Genomic DNA, 14,653 nt, shown 5'->3' on the forward strand with positions numbered 1-14,653 from the left:
GCTCGACTTGCATGTGTTAAGCACGCCGCCAGCGTTCATCCTGAGCCAGGATCAAACTCTCAATTTAAAAGTTTAATCTATACTCATATTACTTATAAAAGAATTGCTGGTTTATGTTAATATCTTCTGTTTAATTTTCAAAGACCATTGTCATCTTGTAGTGCGTTTCTTGCTTGTTCTTGATGACGATATTTATGATATCACAATTATAACTTCCTTTTAATATAATCATTTCCATTTAACATAATTATTTTTATTTTTCTTCTAATTTCATACTTTTTCTCTCTTTTTTATCTATAGATACACTTGGTTCAGTTGAAGATTCTAAAATGTATTTTTTTATATTTTAAGGTCGAATAACAACTTAAAATCAATTATTTAGATATTATTTCTTATAGATTTCATTTAAATTCTACTAATTAAAACATAGCTTAAAATAGAAAAGGTATTAAAGAATCCTATTATTAAAATAAGTTTCTTTAATACTTTTATCTTTTAAAATAATAAATGCTTTTTACTGCTAAATTATTATTTATTTTTTCTTTATTATTTAGCAAAATTGAATATTATACCTACTATAGCTGAGGCAATAATATAAAAAATTGGTGACTTTTTATATTTTCTTATAAAAAAGAATAAAATTCCTGCTAGTATTAAAGCTTTAATTGATAATATATCTGCAATATTATGTGTTTCTGCATATTTATTTAAAGTTAATATTGATATTTTTACTATTTCAAAGCCTGCCGCAAGTAAAAGTCCTGTTGATGCTGGTCTTAATCCATAAAAACAATCAGCCACTCTTTTATTTTCTTTAAATTTTGCTAAGACTCTCGCTACAATTAAAATTATAATTATTGAAGGTACTATAATACCTATGGTTGAGGTAATAGCACCTAAAACCCCATAGGTTGCATATCCAACATAAGTTGCCATATTGATTCCCATAGCACCTGGTACTGATTGAGATATTGCAATCATGTTTGCAATATCAGTATGAGTAAACCAATGTGTTTTATCTGAAATATTATATAGAAATGGTATAGTAGCAGCTCCACCGCCTACAGCAAAAAGACCAACTTTAAAAAATTCTAAAAATAATCTAATTAGTATCATTCTTTTTACCTCCAATTGATCTTAATACTATTCCTGCTATTCCTGCTATTATTACATATAAAACAGGAGATATATCTGTAAATATAGAAAATCCAGCTACTAATACAAAAATAATACATGTTTTAATATCAATTACTGATGTCTTAATTAAATTTATTGCTGTATTTAAAATTAATACTGCTACACATACACGAATCCCAGCAAAGGCATTCTTAACTATTGGAAGATCTGAAAAGTTTCCAATAAATGTAGCAATTATTGTTATCATTATTAATGATGGAGTAACAAAACCAAGAGTTGCCAGTATCCCTCCTAGATTTCCTTTTCTTTTATGACCTATAAATGTGGCTGTATTTACTGCAATTACTCCTGGGGTACACTGACCAATTGCATAGTAATCCATTAACTCTTCATTAGTAATCCAATTTCTTTTTTCAATTATTTCTTTTTGTAATATTGGAAATAAAGCATATCCCCCTCCAAAATTCATAAATCCTAATTTTATAAAAAGAAAATATAAATTAATTAATTCTTTCATATATAAAGCTCCTTTCTATTGTCTAAATATTTAAAGATTATAATATGTATAAAAATTTTTCATTATAATTAATTAATTAATTAATATGTATAAGGCTTTGTGTAATATATAAAAAACCAAAAACTGCAGAGATTCTTATAAAATAAACTTCAAATATCAATAATGTTTATTAAAATGGCTTACTTATATAATATAACACTCCATCCACCTAAAAAAACATTTGAAAATATATTTGTAATTATATAAATTATCATTTCATTTATCACACTATAAATTATATTATTTCCACTATTATTAATAATCTATTTTAAAAATTAGATTTATCTCATTTTAATAAAAGGCTTAAATTTTATTAATTAATAAATTTGTTAACTTTTTTGTAAACAAAATATATATAATTTAATTAATTTTAAAAATATAATAGGAGTGATTAAAGTGAAAAAGTTACTTGTACCAGTTTTAGTTATTATAATTTTTACATTGCTATTTGTAGGATGTACAAATTCTTCTAATTCATCAAGTGATTCTTCTGTAGAAATAATAAATAGTAATCAGCAAAATTCTAATTCCAATAATAATAACAGTTCTAATAATGACACTAAAAAATCTGACTCTAACAATGCTTCACATAAAGATAACAAAGATAACAATGTTTCCAATAATAAAAATACTAATAAAAAATTAGATAATAAATCCGAAAAATTATTAAAAGATATTAAAGAAAAGGCTGTAAAAGGTGAAATTATTGACTATGATTTTAAACTAGGTGATTCAATAGATGATGTAATTAACAAATTAGGAAAACCTTCTAGTGAAAATTATGTTGCTGAAGCTAAAGGAAATTACTTTAATTTTGATTCCTATAATTTATCATTTGGATGTAATAAGGGTGATCAAATCTTTGAAATTAGATCTTTAAATAAGGATTTAAAAAGCTTAGATCTAGATAATGTAGAAAACTTTTTTGGGAAGCCTGATTATACTGTTACAACTAAATCAAAAGAAAAAATTATTGGATATAAAATAACAAAAGATTTTAAAATACTATTTGTATTTAATACTAGTACATATAAATTAGACCATTATTCTGTTCTATATCCAAGTATAACTCATAATTCTATGGCAGGAGACAATGGCAGAGAGTGGTAAGATAATTACCCTTAAAGAAAAAGAGGTTACATACAATCTAATAATAAAACTTAAAAACATATTTTCATACTTACCTTCTATAAGTTTTATTAAAAATTATTGTATGCATCCTCTTTTATTTTTTCTTGCTACTTTATTACTATAATCTTTTTATAATCTTAATTACTACACACTCTTATTATTAATTCTGATCTATGGTACTTTTTATAGGAAAATATTAAACTGGTTTTCTTTCTATATATAAATTCTAACCTATGCACCTTTCATAAATTTAAATTCTTATTTAACTAATATCTTTAAGCTATAGAATTTATTATAAAGTTTTTAATCATTATTTCATGTTCTTTAATAATTCAGTTAAGAATCTATAGCATCTTCCAACAGATTCTATTTTAAAATGCTCATTTGCTGTATGCACATCAAATATATCTGGACCAAAACTTATCATTTCTACCTCTTGTCCCATCTTTTCTTTAAAGATTCCACACTCAAGACCTGCATGTAAAGCTGTTATTTGAGGCTCACTTCCAAATAAATCACTGTAAGTTTTAATACTTAAATCTTTTATTCTTGATTCTGATTCATATTCCCACTCTGGATAATCTCCATCTTTAGTCATATTAGCTCCTATTACTTTACAAAGAGCCTCTACTCTATTTGTAATTTCTATCTTTTTACTCTTAACTGCACTTCTTATATCAATAATAAATTTAATTTTATCATCTATCATTTCTACTATTCCAAGATTTAAGCTACTTTCAACTAATCCATTTATCTCTTGACTCATAGATTGTAATCCATCTGGAACTAAAACTAAAAATCTAGTTACATCCTCTGTAACCTTTTTAGTTAATTGTTTTTCTACTCCTTCAATTCTTTTAACAGAAAGATTAACATCTGGTTCTCCAATTATGTATTCCGCCTTTAAATCTTTTTCTAAGTCAGTACAAATTTCTTTAACTTTTTCTACATCTTCTTTCTTAACTGTAATTATGCTTTGACAATATTGTGGTATTGCATTATGTTTTGATCCACCATTAATTGATGCAATATTAAAATCAACTTCTTTGCTTAAAGCATATAAGATTCTTCCCATTAACTTATTGGCATTTCCTCTTTGTTTATGGATTTCCATTCCTGAGTGTCCACCCTTAAAACCTGAAATTTCTAATTTTAAAGCTTCTCCATTAAAATCTTCAAATTCAGCATTTATTTCTGGATAAACCATAATTCCTCCAGCACAGCCTGCAATAAATACTCCTTCTTCTTCAGCATCTATGTTTAATAAAACCTTTCCTTTTAAAAGTGAAGTATCTAAAGCAGTAGCTCCCCCCATAACTGTTTCTTCCTCTGTAGTTGCTACAAACTCTATTGCTGGATGCTCTATATTATTAGAATCTAAGATAGCTAATCCATATGCTAAGGAAATACCATCATCTGCTCCTAAAGTAGTATCTGTTGCATACACAAATTCATCATCAATAATTCTTAATTTTAAAGGATCTTTTTTAAAATCGTGATTACTACTCTTTAATTTTTCACATACCATATCCATATGCCCTTGAATTATGACTCCTGGTACATTTTCATACCCCTTAGTAGCAGGCTTTTTAATTATTACATTTAGTGCCTCATCCTGAATAACTTCAAAATTTCTATCCTTTGCAAACTTAACAAGATAATCACTAAGTTCTTTTTCATTTCCAGAATCATGTGGTATTCTTGTTAAATCTTCAAAAAATCTAAATACACTTTTAGGCTCTAGGTTTTCTAATACTCTCATTTTACTTCCTCCTTTGGCTAAACACTTAATAATCACTTTAAACTTTATAATTACTAATTTAGTTTTATCTATATTGTAAATATTATATATTACCTATAATTTTATAATATCATTCAATTAATTATTTTCAAAAATTAACCTAAAAAAATAAGGGTTACAATTATAATGTAACCCTTGGTATTGGTGCACCTAGCAAGATTCGAACTCGCGACCTGTGAATTCGATTAGTATAAATTAAAAATAACTTCATTTTATTTTTCTATTTCTATCTCATTAATTACCTCTCCACTATTATTAAAGTATGTAATTCTTTTAGGTGTTATTTCCTCTCTTGAATCAAATGGATCATATCCACCGTCCCCGTAGTCCTCTTCTATTCTTATTTTATTTCCTCTTATAAACGGATTTATATAATCATAGTATTCTACTCTAACCTCTAAAAAACTATCCACACTAGCTATCATTTTTTTACCGTCTTTCTCTACAATATGCTCAGGATAAGTAAATGCATATAAAATAAATCCAAGGAATATATAAATGCTTATGCTTAAAACTATGAATAAAATTCCAAGTATACATAAAATCCGTGTAGATGTCTTTACACCACTCTTACATATAAGCTTATGTAAAAAAATAATTATTTGAATTAAAATTGAAAATAATAATATAGTAAAAATACACGCAAATACAAAATTAACACCATTTAAGAATGTTAAATTATTCAAGTTAAGTATATATCCGAAAATCTTATACACTATTATTGTTAAAAACAGCATAATACAATTAATAATAAATAATTTCTTTTTCATAAATCCTCCTTATATTTATAAAATTTAATATTCTCTTAAAGGCTATATATCCCTCATATCTAATCAACAAAAAAGCCACGAGAACAACACCAGTATTAATATACTGATTAATTATTTCCCGTGGCTATATAACATACTTTCCACCTTTTAGGTAGGGTACTTGAAATATTCTTTTTCTTAATCTAAAAATATTGGTTATACTAAAAATCTATATTATAATACTCAATCTACCAAATAACATAGTTATAAATTATTGAGATTTTTTCGCTAATTCAACCAACTTTTCACCTTTTTTTAAAAATTCATTATAGTTATTTTCATCTTCTATATTTTTAATATACTTATCAGTTATATTTTTATCAGTTATATTTTTATCAGTTATATTAAAATATGATTTTAATATTTCATACTGTGTTTTTCCTTGCTTATCCTTACTACAGTCTATTTGGCTTTTCCAGTCTATATTTAACTTATCCATTAAAAGACCAATAGCTGAACCAACTTCATATCTCATAGGTCTTTTTAAATACTCCGGTGATTCTGCTTCTCCATTTGCTATATAATTAAAAGCTTGTACAAATGAAATATGATAAGGAGCTTCTTTCGTTGCAAGTATAGTTAATTTCCCAGCAGTTAAATTACTATACTTGTACTCCATATACCTAGCGGTTCCCTCTATAGCTTCAGTATTAGTTTCATTCTTTAATTGTGGCCATTTGCTATATCTATACGTACGTATTATTGTCCAATCTTTTAAATATTTTTCTATATCATCTTTATTATTTGTTTCTAAAGCTTTATCTAACAATGAAAATTCAACACCAATTAAAGCATAATTTTCCTTATTATTAGGATAATCTTCTATATACTCTTTGTCATTCTTATCATATTCCCAATTTTCTTGCTTATAAATATGAAATGATTCATGTAGTAAAAATGAAGAAAAATCAAAATATAACTTAGGATCTTCTATCATCTTAGGATAATATTTAAAATAAAATACATTAGTCCCATGCATATCTATTTCTCCAAAATTATCCGGCATTAATGTCTTAAATAATTTAGGATCCAAACTACTTATTCTATAAATCTTAGGTAAATCTAAATCTTTTGGCATTATAATTTCTTTAGAAAAAATACTATTTTCAATTTCAGGTACATTGATAGCATAAGCATATTTTCTAAGTATACCATTATCATTATTAGTTCTTATTAAAATTAATGGCTTATTTTTAAAATCATAATTATGCCAAAGTTCATCTCCATTCTTATCAAACTCCATATATATATTAGATAGCTTATTAAACATCTCCTTATCTATTGAATCAAGTTTGTTATATTTTGTCTTATTGAACTTATTTAATAAAACATTTCCTAAAATAATACACAATAGTAAGGATAAAAATAATGTAATTATAATCTTACATTTTGATCTTAAAATTTTCAAACCTTCCTCTCCTTCCTTTATATCCTATATTTCTAAATTAAAAAGAAAATATGTTTTTAATTATAAATAAATTCAAATTAAATTCACACTTAATTTTCCAATAATTTTTTCTTAATTTTTAATTAATTTTTGCAATGAATTTATAACTAATATTGTATAATTTATTTTTAACTAATATAATCTAATCAATTATTGATAAAAGGGGGCTTTTATGTTAGATAAAAATTCAAAACAAATACTAGACTATTTAAAAGAAGATCCTAGAAAAGAATTTAATCTCGCTGACTTATTATCTCTAGGATTAACAATTTCTCAGATACTTGAATGTACAAATACTCTTGAATCTAAAGGATATATTTATATATTATCAAACAAAAGAAATTCATCACCAAGATATAAATTAAGATTAATAAAGTATTTAAATACCAATGGAGATACTATCTAATAATATAACAGGGTTCAATAATATGAACCCTGTTGCATTTATAGAAACTTTAAACCATTTAAGAATCAATTCTCAAAAAAACACTTTTTCTTTTTATTTCTGTATTTAATTTTTTTCTATCGTCAATGTATGTATTTATATAACTTGAATAATCATCATAAGATAAAGTATATTTAAATAATTCCTTAATTATAAAGTTAGAATCCAAATGATATTCTTTTCATAATTCTCCATTTAATATATAATTTATTGATTATTGTGTTAATATCTATTAAAAATATATTCAATAATTCAAAATGCAAAATAAGGGTTACAAAAACCTTGTAACCCTTAAAATTGGTGCACCTAGCAAGATTCGAACTCGCGACCTGTGGATTCGATAAGTATAAATTTATGTTAGTTTAATATATCGCTTACAAGTTAGTATTCAAGCCATTTATTAACCTTTAAATTCATCTTAATTATATATAATTTAATATAAAAATCGAATCTATTGCACACTTATTGCACATTTTTTATAAATAAAAAGAGATATACTATAAATACAGAATATATCTCTTTCCTTATATAAAATCACTTGTATTTTGTTTTATATTTACAAAATACTTCATCTATTTTAATAAATATATCATAAGGTTATTCTAATTAAATAAGTTTATAAGATAATAAAAAAAGAAAGTCTAGACGACTCTCTTAAACTCTCCATATTTTTCTATACTATAAATTCACTAAAATAATTCTCTTCCTTTATGTTCTTTAAACCATGCTATAATATCACTAAATTTAGATACCGGTGAACTATATCCTCTAATATTTATCATATCATCAATTATAGTTTGTCCTTCATTTTCACTTATAATATTTTTATCGTATGCTTGAAATAATATTCCTAAAGTTCCTATTAGAGAAATATTATTTTTTTCACAATGTTTTTTAGCAGCTCTCATATCATCAGTTGCTATTGTAGCTCTCCAATTTTTAGCAATTGATAAACAAGCTGATTCTCCATTTCCAAATTTTCTTTTTAACTTTATATATTCACTAATTTCATTATTATCACACTCATAATTTATTGAATATTCTTCACAAATCCCCTCTTTAATTTTACTTTCTAATAAAGGCCCAACAATTTTATCAGTTGATACTTCTATTTTAACATCCATAGGTATTATAATTTGTTTAGCATACAATTTTTCTAGTATATCAAATCTCCCTAAAATTCCAAAGTTAAAAATAACAGTACTGTCCACTATTAAAGGAAGAGGATATGAATTTATTTTATTCATACATAAATTCCTCCTCTTCACCATTATTTTGCCAATTTAAAGACATATCTTTTATTGACATATCTACATCATTTAAATATTCATCTAATTTTTTTTCGCTTATTTCATAATTATCATAACATTTAAGTGCCATTTCTAAATATTTTTTAGAAACGTATTTATCTTTAGTTATATTTACTAACTTTTCATCATAGCCAAGAGCTTTAGTTAAAGATCTTATTCCTACATTCATATATTCATATTTACCTTTTATATACCCTAACTTCTCTAATTTAACTAAGATAGCGGTCCAACTTACACAAAAAAAATGTTGCAAATATATTATGTCAAAAACATCTATATATTTTTTTTCTATAAGTCTTTTATCTAACTCTTTTACTACTAATTCATCAGGCATTAAAAAATGTTCTGCAAATTTATCTGCCATGATTTCTATTTCATTTTTTGTATTATTAATACTACAAATTCCACCTTTTAAGTCTTTGTCAAAAAAATAGTGACTTAATTCATGAGCTGCAGAATATATTTGATGACCTAAAGTTTTATTTGAATTTATTACTATAATATAATTTTCACTATTTTTTAAAAATAGTGCAGATAAACCTTCGCTATCAAAAGGTTTTTTAAATAATAATATATTTAAACTTTCAATCAACCCAAAAATATCTTTTATAGGACTATCTCCTAAACCTAATTCATTTCTTATATCTCTTGCTCTACTTCTTGCTCTTAGCTCTAACTCCATGTTAAATATTTGCCTCCTCAATTATTTCATTTAGCATTTTTACATTATTTAAAATCTTATTTCCCCATGCTAATATTTCTGACTCCTTTTCTGTAATATTTTCAGTTCTAAAGGCAAAACTTAACTCTTCATTATTATTTGTATTATCACATATAAAATACTCTAATGAATATCCATAAAAATTTGAAAATTTATTTAATAAATCAAGATCAACTTTTGCTTCACCTTTTTCTATATTTATAACTTTACTTCTACTTATTCCTAATTTGTTTGCTACATAATCTTGTGTAAATCCAAGCGTTTTTCTTGCACATTGCAATCTTTCAGCTACTCCTTTTTTCATAAAAATACCTCCTCAAAATATAAACCATTAAAAACTTCTTTTAATTATATTATACACAAAAGTATTACTTTTGATACATTTTTCTTTAAAAAGTAATATTAAAGTAACTTTTTTATTACATTTCATATTTTTAATTAATTATATTCTTAAATAATTTTTAGTATTATATATAAATTAACTTTTATAATATTTTTATCATAACTTATCACTCTATATTTATTGATAAATCTAAATTGAACCAATCATCTTTACTAAATAAATAAGAAATGTCACTTATATCTCCAATATCTAATATGAATTTATTATCATTATCTATATCTTTATTTTCTAATATTATTCTAAACTCTTTCTGAAAGCTATATTTTATATCTTTCCACAAAAGTATATTTTTAATATTCTCACTCATTGCCTTATCTCTTCTAACTTCTACATAATCATAGTCAGAATAATTTATAGTCTTTGCCAAAACATTTATACCATTTAATTTATTTCTAATTCGCTTTAAAAATTCTACTGGATTAATTGTTAATACATAGTCCCATCCCTCTTCATTCATAAAGCATTTTTTAAAATTATCATCAAACACAATATTGTTATTTTCATTTATATTATCATCTGAAAGATAAGTGCAACTAAAAAATGGTATATCATCTACTCTATTATCACTTTGTACAAGTGTTCCCATACCTTTAACTATTAATTGTTTAGTTTTTGCATCTATTAATTGTATACTACAATTTTTAATAGGAAATACACCTTCATATTTATCTCCTATATTGTTATTTCCATTAGATGATATTTCATTATATAATTTTCGTGTTCCAAAAAATACCTTACCGTCTCTCAACATTTCCATATGTTCTTTAGTTCCAAACTTTAAAAGCATATGTATTCTACACATATAAATCCTCCAATACTTATCAAATTTTATATTATATACCACCTATTTCTATTATAATAATTAAGGTTTGCTCTAACAATTCCTTTCTGCAATAATCAGAACTATACCCCACTATATTGCTTATCTCTTTCCAAGTATGCTTTTTAACTTCTAAATACCTAAGCTCAACTATCTTTCTTTCAATATCACTCAATTCATTTAAAGCATTATCTATGCTATTTACACAGTCCTCTAGCCTCTTCTTTACCTTAAGCTTATATTCAATCTCATTATTTTTTTCAATAATATAGCTCTCTGTATCTCTAAGCCCTTTAAGTCTTCTATACACTCTTTGGTTATGTCAATTTCAAAATCAATACACTCTATTTGAGCTTTCATAGTTTTATAGCTTCTTAATATCTTTTTAACCTTTTCTTTTTGCTCCTTATTCATAAATCCTCCCAAATAAGAAAAAAACCACATATTAACTAATAGAACGTGTGGTTTATTAAATACAGTATTTTATTATTTATTGATGCTTAAACTTTCTTTTAATTTCATTCTCAAGAAAACAACTGAAAATATCCATGCAATTATAGTGTAAATTATCGATCCTAAACCTACGTACTTATAAAATAAAAAAACTAATGCTACACTAATTAAAGATGGAGTAGATTCTATTAAATCTTTATACCCCAACTCTATGTTCTTAATAGCTGAATATTCATTATCTCTTAATTCAGATGGTTTATTATGAAAAATAAAAATAAAATTATTAAACATTATTATACTTATTCCTAAATTTAGTAATGTTAAGTAATAAACTAAACTATTAACATGTCCAGTTATAATAAAATTAGCTAATGAAACTATAAAAACTATAAATGCTACTATATTTAATGAAAATATATTTTTAGCTAATATATACATACCATAATTTTTATTTCTTCTTAAATTTCTCATATCCGATATATATATATAATCAGCTACAAAATTGTATCTACAAATCATTGTCAAAAACACTAAAATTATAACTATATAAGTATCATTTAATTGAGGAGCTTTTATTTTAAATCCAATTAGCAGAATCAATATGCCAATAAAAAATGAAATTAATTCTTTCTTTCCAACTCCAAAAAACAATTTTATATTCTCTTTAATCCAACACATAATTTTTAACCCCTTAAATAAAATTTTACACTATATATAATTAAATTAAATACTGTATATGGAATTAACGATATAAATATACATGTAGTTAATGTCTTTTCTTTAATCTTTTTACTAATATATATTCCAAATAAAATAATCCCTATTATACTTGATATTCCATTTATAATATTGGCTATATAATCCCATGAATTCATTATAATATCTTTGCTATAAATGGAATTAGCAATTATAAATACAATAAGACTAATAAAACTACCTATAAGACAAACAGTTCCTATTATATTTAAAAACTCTATTGCTTTTATATCCCTATAGAAATTTCTATCTAAAAAGAATAATCCTATTAATTTGTAGTTTATTATGTATAATACAATATTTACAAAGCTAAATATTATAGCTAATATAATATTTATTATTATTATAAATATTAATGAATTATTAAACTCTTTAATTAATAAACCTAATAAATCTCTTGCTATAAAATTTGATATTAAAATTAATATTAAATTTGCAATAAATATTTTTAGCAAGGCCATTCCTTTAAATAATAATGTTTTATTCATTTATCCTCCAAGCATAAAAATTTTCTCAAACATTTTTGTTGATATTATTATTTCTAAAAAAGCTGATATACCTAATATCGGAATTGAAACAAGTAATATTTTTATATATCTTAATAATAAAATTCTTATAGAATAATCTTTATTTAAAATAATTTTATTATACCAATAAATAAAAAAATCTATAGAAATATTGAGTATCATAAACATTACAATAAATTCTCCAATTCCATGAGGTAATGTAGCAATTAATATATTTAATGTTGAAGTATTTAATCTAACCTTAGTTTCATAAATAGAAAACCCTATCATTACTATATCTAATGATATAGTAAATAAGCTTAATATTCCTCCTAAAAAGGCCAAAAACATATTTATATTAGTAACAAAAAAATTATGCTTAAATATATCATATATTGTTAAGTTGCTAAAATAATATTCTCTGTCTATCTTAGTAATCGTATTTACCCCAATGAAATATCCAAGTAACAATAAGGTTAATATATATGAAACTAAGATTATACCTCTTCTATTAAAAAAAATTTTTTTCATATACTTAGAAAGATGGAGTTAATTTACATATACTCCAAAAAACTTTCGCTGGAACAGCACCAGGAACAAATGCACAAATAACATCAACAACAGTCCAACAAAGTGATTCCCAATCTCTAGTTCCAAGTTGGTATCCTTTTGTTACTACAAGGTATACTTTATCATAAACTTTTTGAAACTTTCCTGCTGGAAGATATCCTGCCCCTTCCATTGCAACATTCCAAGCAAAGCTTGACCATGATTGTTTACCCATGCATGCTCTTAAATCATAGCTCAAACCATTATTGACTATATTTCCATCACTCTTAAAAATATCGCTATTACTTACTTTTAAATTAGAAATATTTCTCTCTATTTTTGTAGACTCTGTAATAGTTTGTTTTTCTTTAATAGGACTAGCATACGCATATAAATTTCCTCCTATACAACAAGCGATCAACGTAGTTGCTATAAATTTTTTTACCATAATTAAAATCCCCCTTTTATATATCCTGTTAAAATATTTAACTCTTATATCCTCTCTAAATTTATATAATTTAAACAGAATAAACATTTTACATATTATACATAAATTATACACAAATTATTGATTTTTTTAACCCCAAATGCATAACTGGGAGTTTTTTGTGCTTAACTGGGTATCATATATTAAAATTTATATTCTATATTATTCTTTTTATAGTAACTAATTAGTAGTTGCTCTACCTCTTCCATAGTATAAACCTTCCTATTTCTATCTCTAAAAACATGACCTAAGTTAATATAAAACTTGAATACAGTATATAAATCAACCTTAATAATTACTGGCTTCTTAATCTTCCTTATGCTCTTATCAGTTTTCTTGCACTGTACTAAACCTAAATCTTTTTCAATATCAACTATAAGCTTATAATGGTCAAGATCACTTTTAATAAACTTACGTAAATTCTTTTTGCAGCAGCATAGAAAAAAACAAATGATTGATAGAGATTCTAATATTGAAATTTATTTTGATAATAACTTAGTTTTCTCTACTCCTGTAGGAAATTATTTAAATGAAAGTAATGTTAGAAAAACATTTAAGAGGATCCTAAAGAAATGTAACTTAAAAGAACTTAGATTTCATGACTTAAGACATACCTTTGCTACTAGACTTTTCGAAAATGGTGTGCCACCTAAAACAGTTCAAACTATTCTTGGCCATAGTGATATATCAACTACTCTAAATATATATACTCATGTTATGAAAGATACAAAAGATAAGGCCATAGATAAGCTTAATTTCTTATTTAAATTAGGGTAAAATTTACGCTAATATTATTTTTTTGTTTTCTATTGCACACCTATTGCACAATTTCTATAAAAATAAGGGTTACAAAATCCTTGTAACCCTTGGTATTGGTGCACCTAGCAAGATTCGAACTCGCGACCTGTGGATTCGAAGTCCAACGCTCTATCCAGCTGAGCTATAGATGCTTATATTTTAAAACAAAAAAAAGATAACCGATTCGGTTATCTTTTGAATGGAGCGGGTACCGGGAATCGAACCCGGGTATCCAGCTTGGAAGGCTGGTGTTCTACCATTGAACTACACCCGCATATGGAGCGGAAGACGGGACTCGAACCCGCAACTTTCACCTTGGCAAGGTGACACTCTACCATTGAGTCACTCCCGCATTKAATGCTTGTTTAAATTTAATGGTGCAGATGAAGGGAGTCGAACCCCCACGCCGTAGGCGCTAGATCCTAAGTCTAGTGCGTCTGCCAATTCCGCCACATCTGCAAATTAAATTTGGTGATCTGCCAGGGAATCGAACCCTGGACACCGTGATTAAAAGTCACGTGCTC

At 25.1% G+C, this 14,653-nt stretch carries 18 protein-coding genes, 4 tRNA genes and 1 rRNA gene; 3 read left to right on the forward strand and 20 right to left on the reverse strand.

The features are described from left to right. From ACYUCG_RS14865 to ACYUCG_RS14875, 3 genes are all read right to left on the reverse strand, one after another. Positions 1 to 67 (reverse strand): 16S ribosomal RNA (locus ACYUCG_RS14865); the annotation flags it as partial. 479 nt (positions 68 to 546) lie between these two features. After that, a complete protein-coding gene (locus tag ACYUCG_RS14870; protein ID WP_460268804.1) occupies positions 547 to 1,116 on the reverse strand; it encodes a chromate transporter in 570 nt (189 codons plus the stop codon). Further along, complete coding sequence (locus ACYUCG_RS14875) at positions 1,103 to 1,654, reverse strand: chromate transporter (RefSeq protein ID WP_003462654.1); 552 nt, start codon at positions 1,652 to 1,654, stop codon at positions 1,103 to 1,105. Before ACYUCG_RS14875 ends, ACYUCG_RS14870 begins: the two co-directional genes overlap by 14 nt. Positions 1,655 to 2,089: 435 nt before the next feature. On the opposite strand from ACYUCG_RS14875, the gene ACYUCG_RS14880 reads away from it, so the two are divergent. Next, on the forward strand, positions 2,090 to 2,803 hold the full coding sequence (locus ACYUCG_RS14880) for a YjgB family protein (protein WP_460268805.1): 714 nt from the start codon (positions 2,090 to 2,092) through the stop codon (positions 2,801 to 2,803). Positions 2,804 to 3,134: 331 nt separating this feature from the next. Here ACYUCG_RS14880 and ACYUCG_RS14885 read toward each other — a convergent pair whose 3' ends face one another. From ACYUCG_RS14885 to ACYUCG_RS14895, 3 genes are all read right to left on the reverse strand, one after another. Continuing rightward, a complete protein-coding gene (locus tag ACYUCG_RS14885) occupies positions 3,135 to 4,586 on the reverse strand; it encodes an aminoacyl-histidine dipeptidase (RefSeq protein WP_460268806.1) in 1,452 nt (483 codons plus the stop codon). A gap of 251 nt (positions 4,587 to 4,837) precedes the next feature. Next, complete coding sequence (locus ACYUCG_RS14890; RefSeq protein WP_460268807.1) at positions 4,838 to 5,395, reverse strand: hypothetical protein; 558 nt, start codon at positions 5,393 to 5,395, stop codon at positions 4,838 to 4,840. 250 nt (positions 5,396 to 5,645) lie between these two features. Then, on the reverse strand, positions 5,646 to 6,842 hold the full coding sequence (locus ACYUCG_RS14895; protein ID WP_460268808.1) for a hypothetical protein: 1,197 nt from the start codon (positions 6,840 to 6,842) through the stop codon (positions 5,646 to 5,648). A gap of 211 nt (positions 6,843 to 7,053) precedes the next feature. Here ACYUCG_RS14895 and ACYUCG_RS14900 point away from each other — a divergent pair, with 211 nt between their 5' ends. Continuing rightward, positions 7,054 to 7,287, forward strand: coding sequence for a hypothetical protein (locus ACYUCG_RS14900; RefSeq protein WP_460268809.1), 234 nt, complete (start codon positions 7,054 to 7,056; stop codon positions 7,285 to 7,287). 728 nt (positions 7,288 to 8,015) lie between these two features. Here ACYUCG_RS14900 and ACYUCG_RS14905 read toward each other — a convergent pair. The 10 genes from ACYUCG_RS14905 to ACYUCG_RS14950 all read right to left on the reverse strand — a co-directional run bounded on the left by ACYUCG_RS14905 (position 8,016) and on the right by ACYUCG_RS14950 (position 13,292). Next, entirely contained in the window at positions 8,016 to 8,573 is a 558-nt protein-coding gene (locus ACYUCG_RS14905; RefSeq protein ID WP_460268810.1) for a hypothetical protein, read from the reverse strand. Next, complete coding sequence (locus ACYUCG_RS14910) at positions 8,566 to 9,318, reverse strand: ImmA/IrrE family metallo-endopeptidase (protein ID WP_460268811.1); 753 nt, start codon at positions 9,316 to 9,318, stop codon at positions 8,566 to 8,568. The genes ACYUCG_RS14905 and ACYUCG_RS14910 overlap by 8 nt, the downstream gene beginning before the upstream one ends. A gap of 1 nt (position 9,319) precedes the next feature. After that, positions 9,320 to 9,661 carry a helix-turn-helix domain-containing protein gene (locus ACYUCG_RS14915; RefSeq protein ID WP_460268812.1) on the reverse strand — a complete coding sequence of 114 codons (342 nt, stop codon included), beginning with the start codon at positions 9,659 to 9,661 and terminating at the stop codon, positions 9,320 to 9,322. Between the two features lie 205 nt (positions 9,662 to 9,866). Then, positions 9,867 to 10,562 (reverse strand): hypothetical protein, encoded by a 696-nt coding sequence (locus ACYUCG_RS14920; protein ID WP_460268813.1) that lies wholly within the window; start codon positions 10,560 to 10,562, stop codon positions 9,867 to 9,869. 31 nt (positions 10,563 to 10,593) lie between these two features. Beyond that, positions 10,594 to 10,890: a sigma factor-like helix-turn-helix DNA-binding protein gene (locus ACYUCG_RS14925; protein ID WP_460268814.1), complete on the reverse strand. Its 297-nt coding sequence runs from the start codon at positions 10,888 to 10,890 to the stop codon at positions 10,594 to 10,596. Further along, a complete protein-coding gene (locus tag ACYUCG_RS14930; protein WP_460268815.1) occupies positions 10,806 to 10,994 on the reverse strand; it encodes a hypothetical protein in 189 nt (62 codons plus the stop codon). Before ACYUCG_RS14930 ends, ACYUCG_RS14925 begins: the two co-directional genes overlap by 85 nt. 72 nt (positions 10,995 to 11,066) lie before the next feature. Continuing rightward, positions 11,067 to 11,711, reverse strand: coding sequence for a hypothetical protein (locus ACYUCG_RS14935; protein WP_208365261.1), 645 nt, complete (start codon positions 11,709 to 11,711; stop codon positions 11,067 to 11,069). Positions 11,712 to 11,716: 5 nt separating this feature from the next. After that, positions 11,717 to 12,277, reverse strand: a complete 561-nt coding sequence (locus ACYUCG_RS14940; RefSeq protein WP_460268816.1) for a hypothetical protein — start codon at positions 12,275 to 12,277, stop codon at positions 11,717 to 11,719. Continuing rightward, the gene (locus ACYUCG_RS14945) at positions 12,278 to 12,826 is read right to left on the reverse strand and encodes a stage II sporulation protein M (RefSeq protein ID WP_208365280.1); all 549 of its coding nucleotides are present in this window, start codon (positions 12,824 to 12,826) and stop codon (positions 12,278 to 12,280) included. Between the two features lie 4 nt (positions 12,827 to 12,830). Next, positions 12,831 to 13,292, reverse strand: coding sequence for a hypothetical protein (locus ACYUCG_RS14950; RefSeq protein ID WP_460268817.1), 462 nt, complete (start codon positions 13,290 to 13,292; stop codon positions 12,831 to 12,833). Positions 13,293 to 13,781: 489 nt separating this feature from the next. Here ACYUCG_RS14950 and ACYUCG_RS14955 point away from each other — a divergent pair, with 489 nt between their 5' ends. Beyond that, positions 13,782 to 14,108: a tyrosine-type recombinase/integrase gene (locus ACYUCG_RS14955; protein ID WP_283704834.1), complete on the forward strand. Its 327-nt coding sequence runs from the start codon at positions 13,782 to 13,784 to the stop codon at positions 14,106 to 14,108. Positions 14,109 to 14,204: 96 nt separating this feature from the next. On the opposite strand, the gene ACYUCG_RS14960 is transcribed toward ACYUCG_RS14955, so the two are convergent. The 4 genes from ACYUCG_RS14960 to ACYUCG_RS14975 form a co-directional block, all read right to left on the reverse strand. Beyond that, positions 14,205 to 14,281: transfer RNA gene (locus ACYUCG_RS14960), tRNA-Arg, on the reverse strand. A 48-nt stretch (positions 14,282 to 14,329) separates the two neighbouring features. Beyond that, positions 14,330 to 14,403, reverse strand: a tRNA-Gly gene (locus ACYUCG_RS14965). Positions 14,404 to 14,406: 3 nt separating this feature from the next. Then, positions 14,407 to 14,481: transfer RNA gene (locus ACYUCG_RS14970), tRNA-Gly, on the reverse strand. Between the two features lie 23 nt (positions 14,482 to 14,504). Continuing rightward, positions 14,505 to 14,588 (reverse strand) — tRNA-Leu (locus ACYUCG_RS14975). Positions 14,589 to 14,653: the final 65 nt, after the last annotated feature.

Source organism: Clostridium sp. CTA-17, from assembly GCF_054767895.1.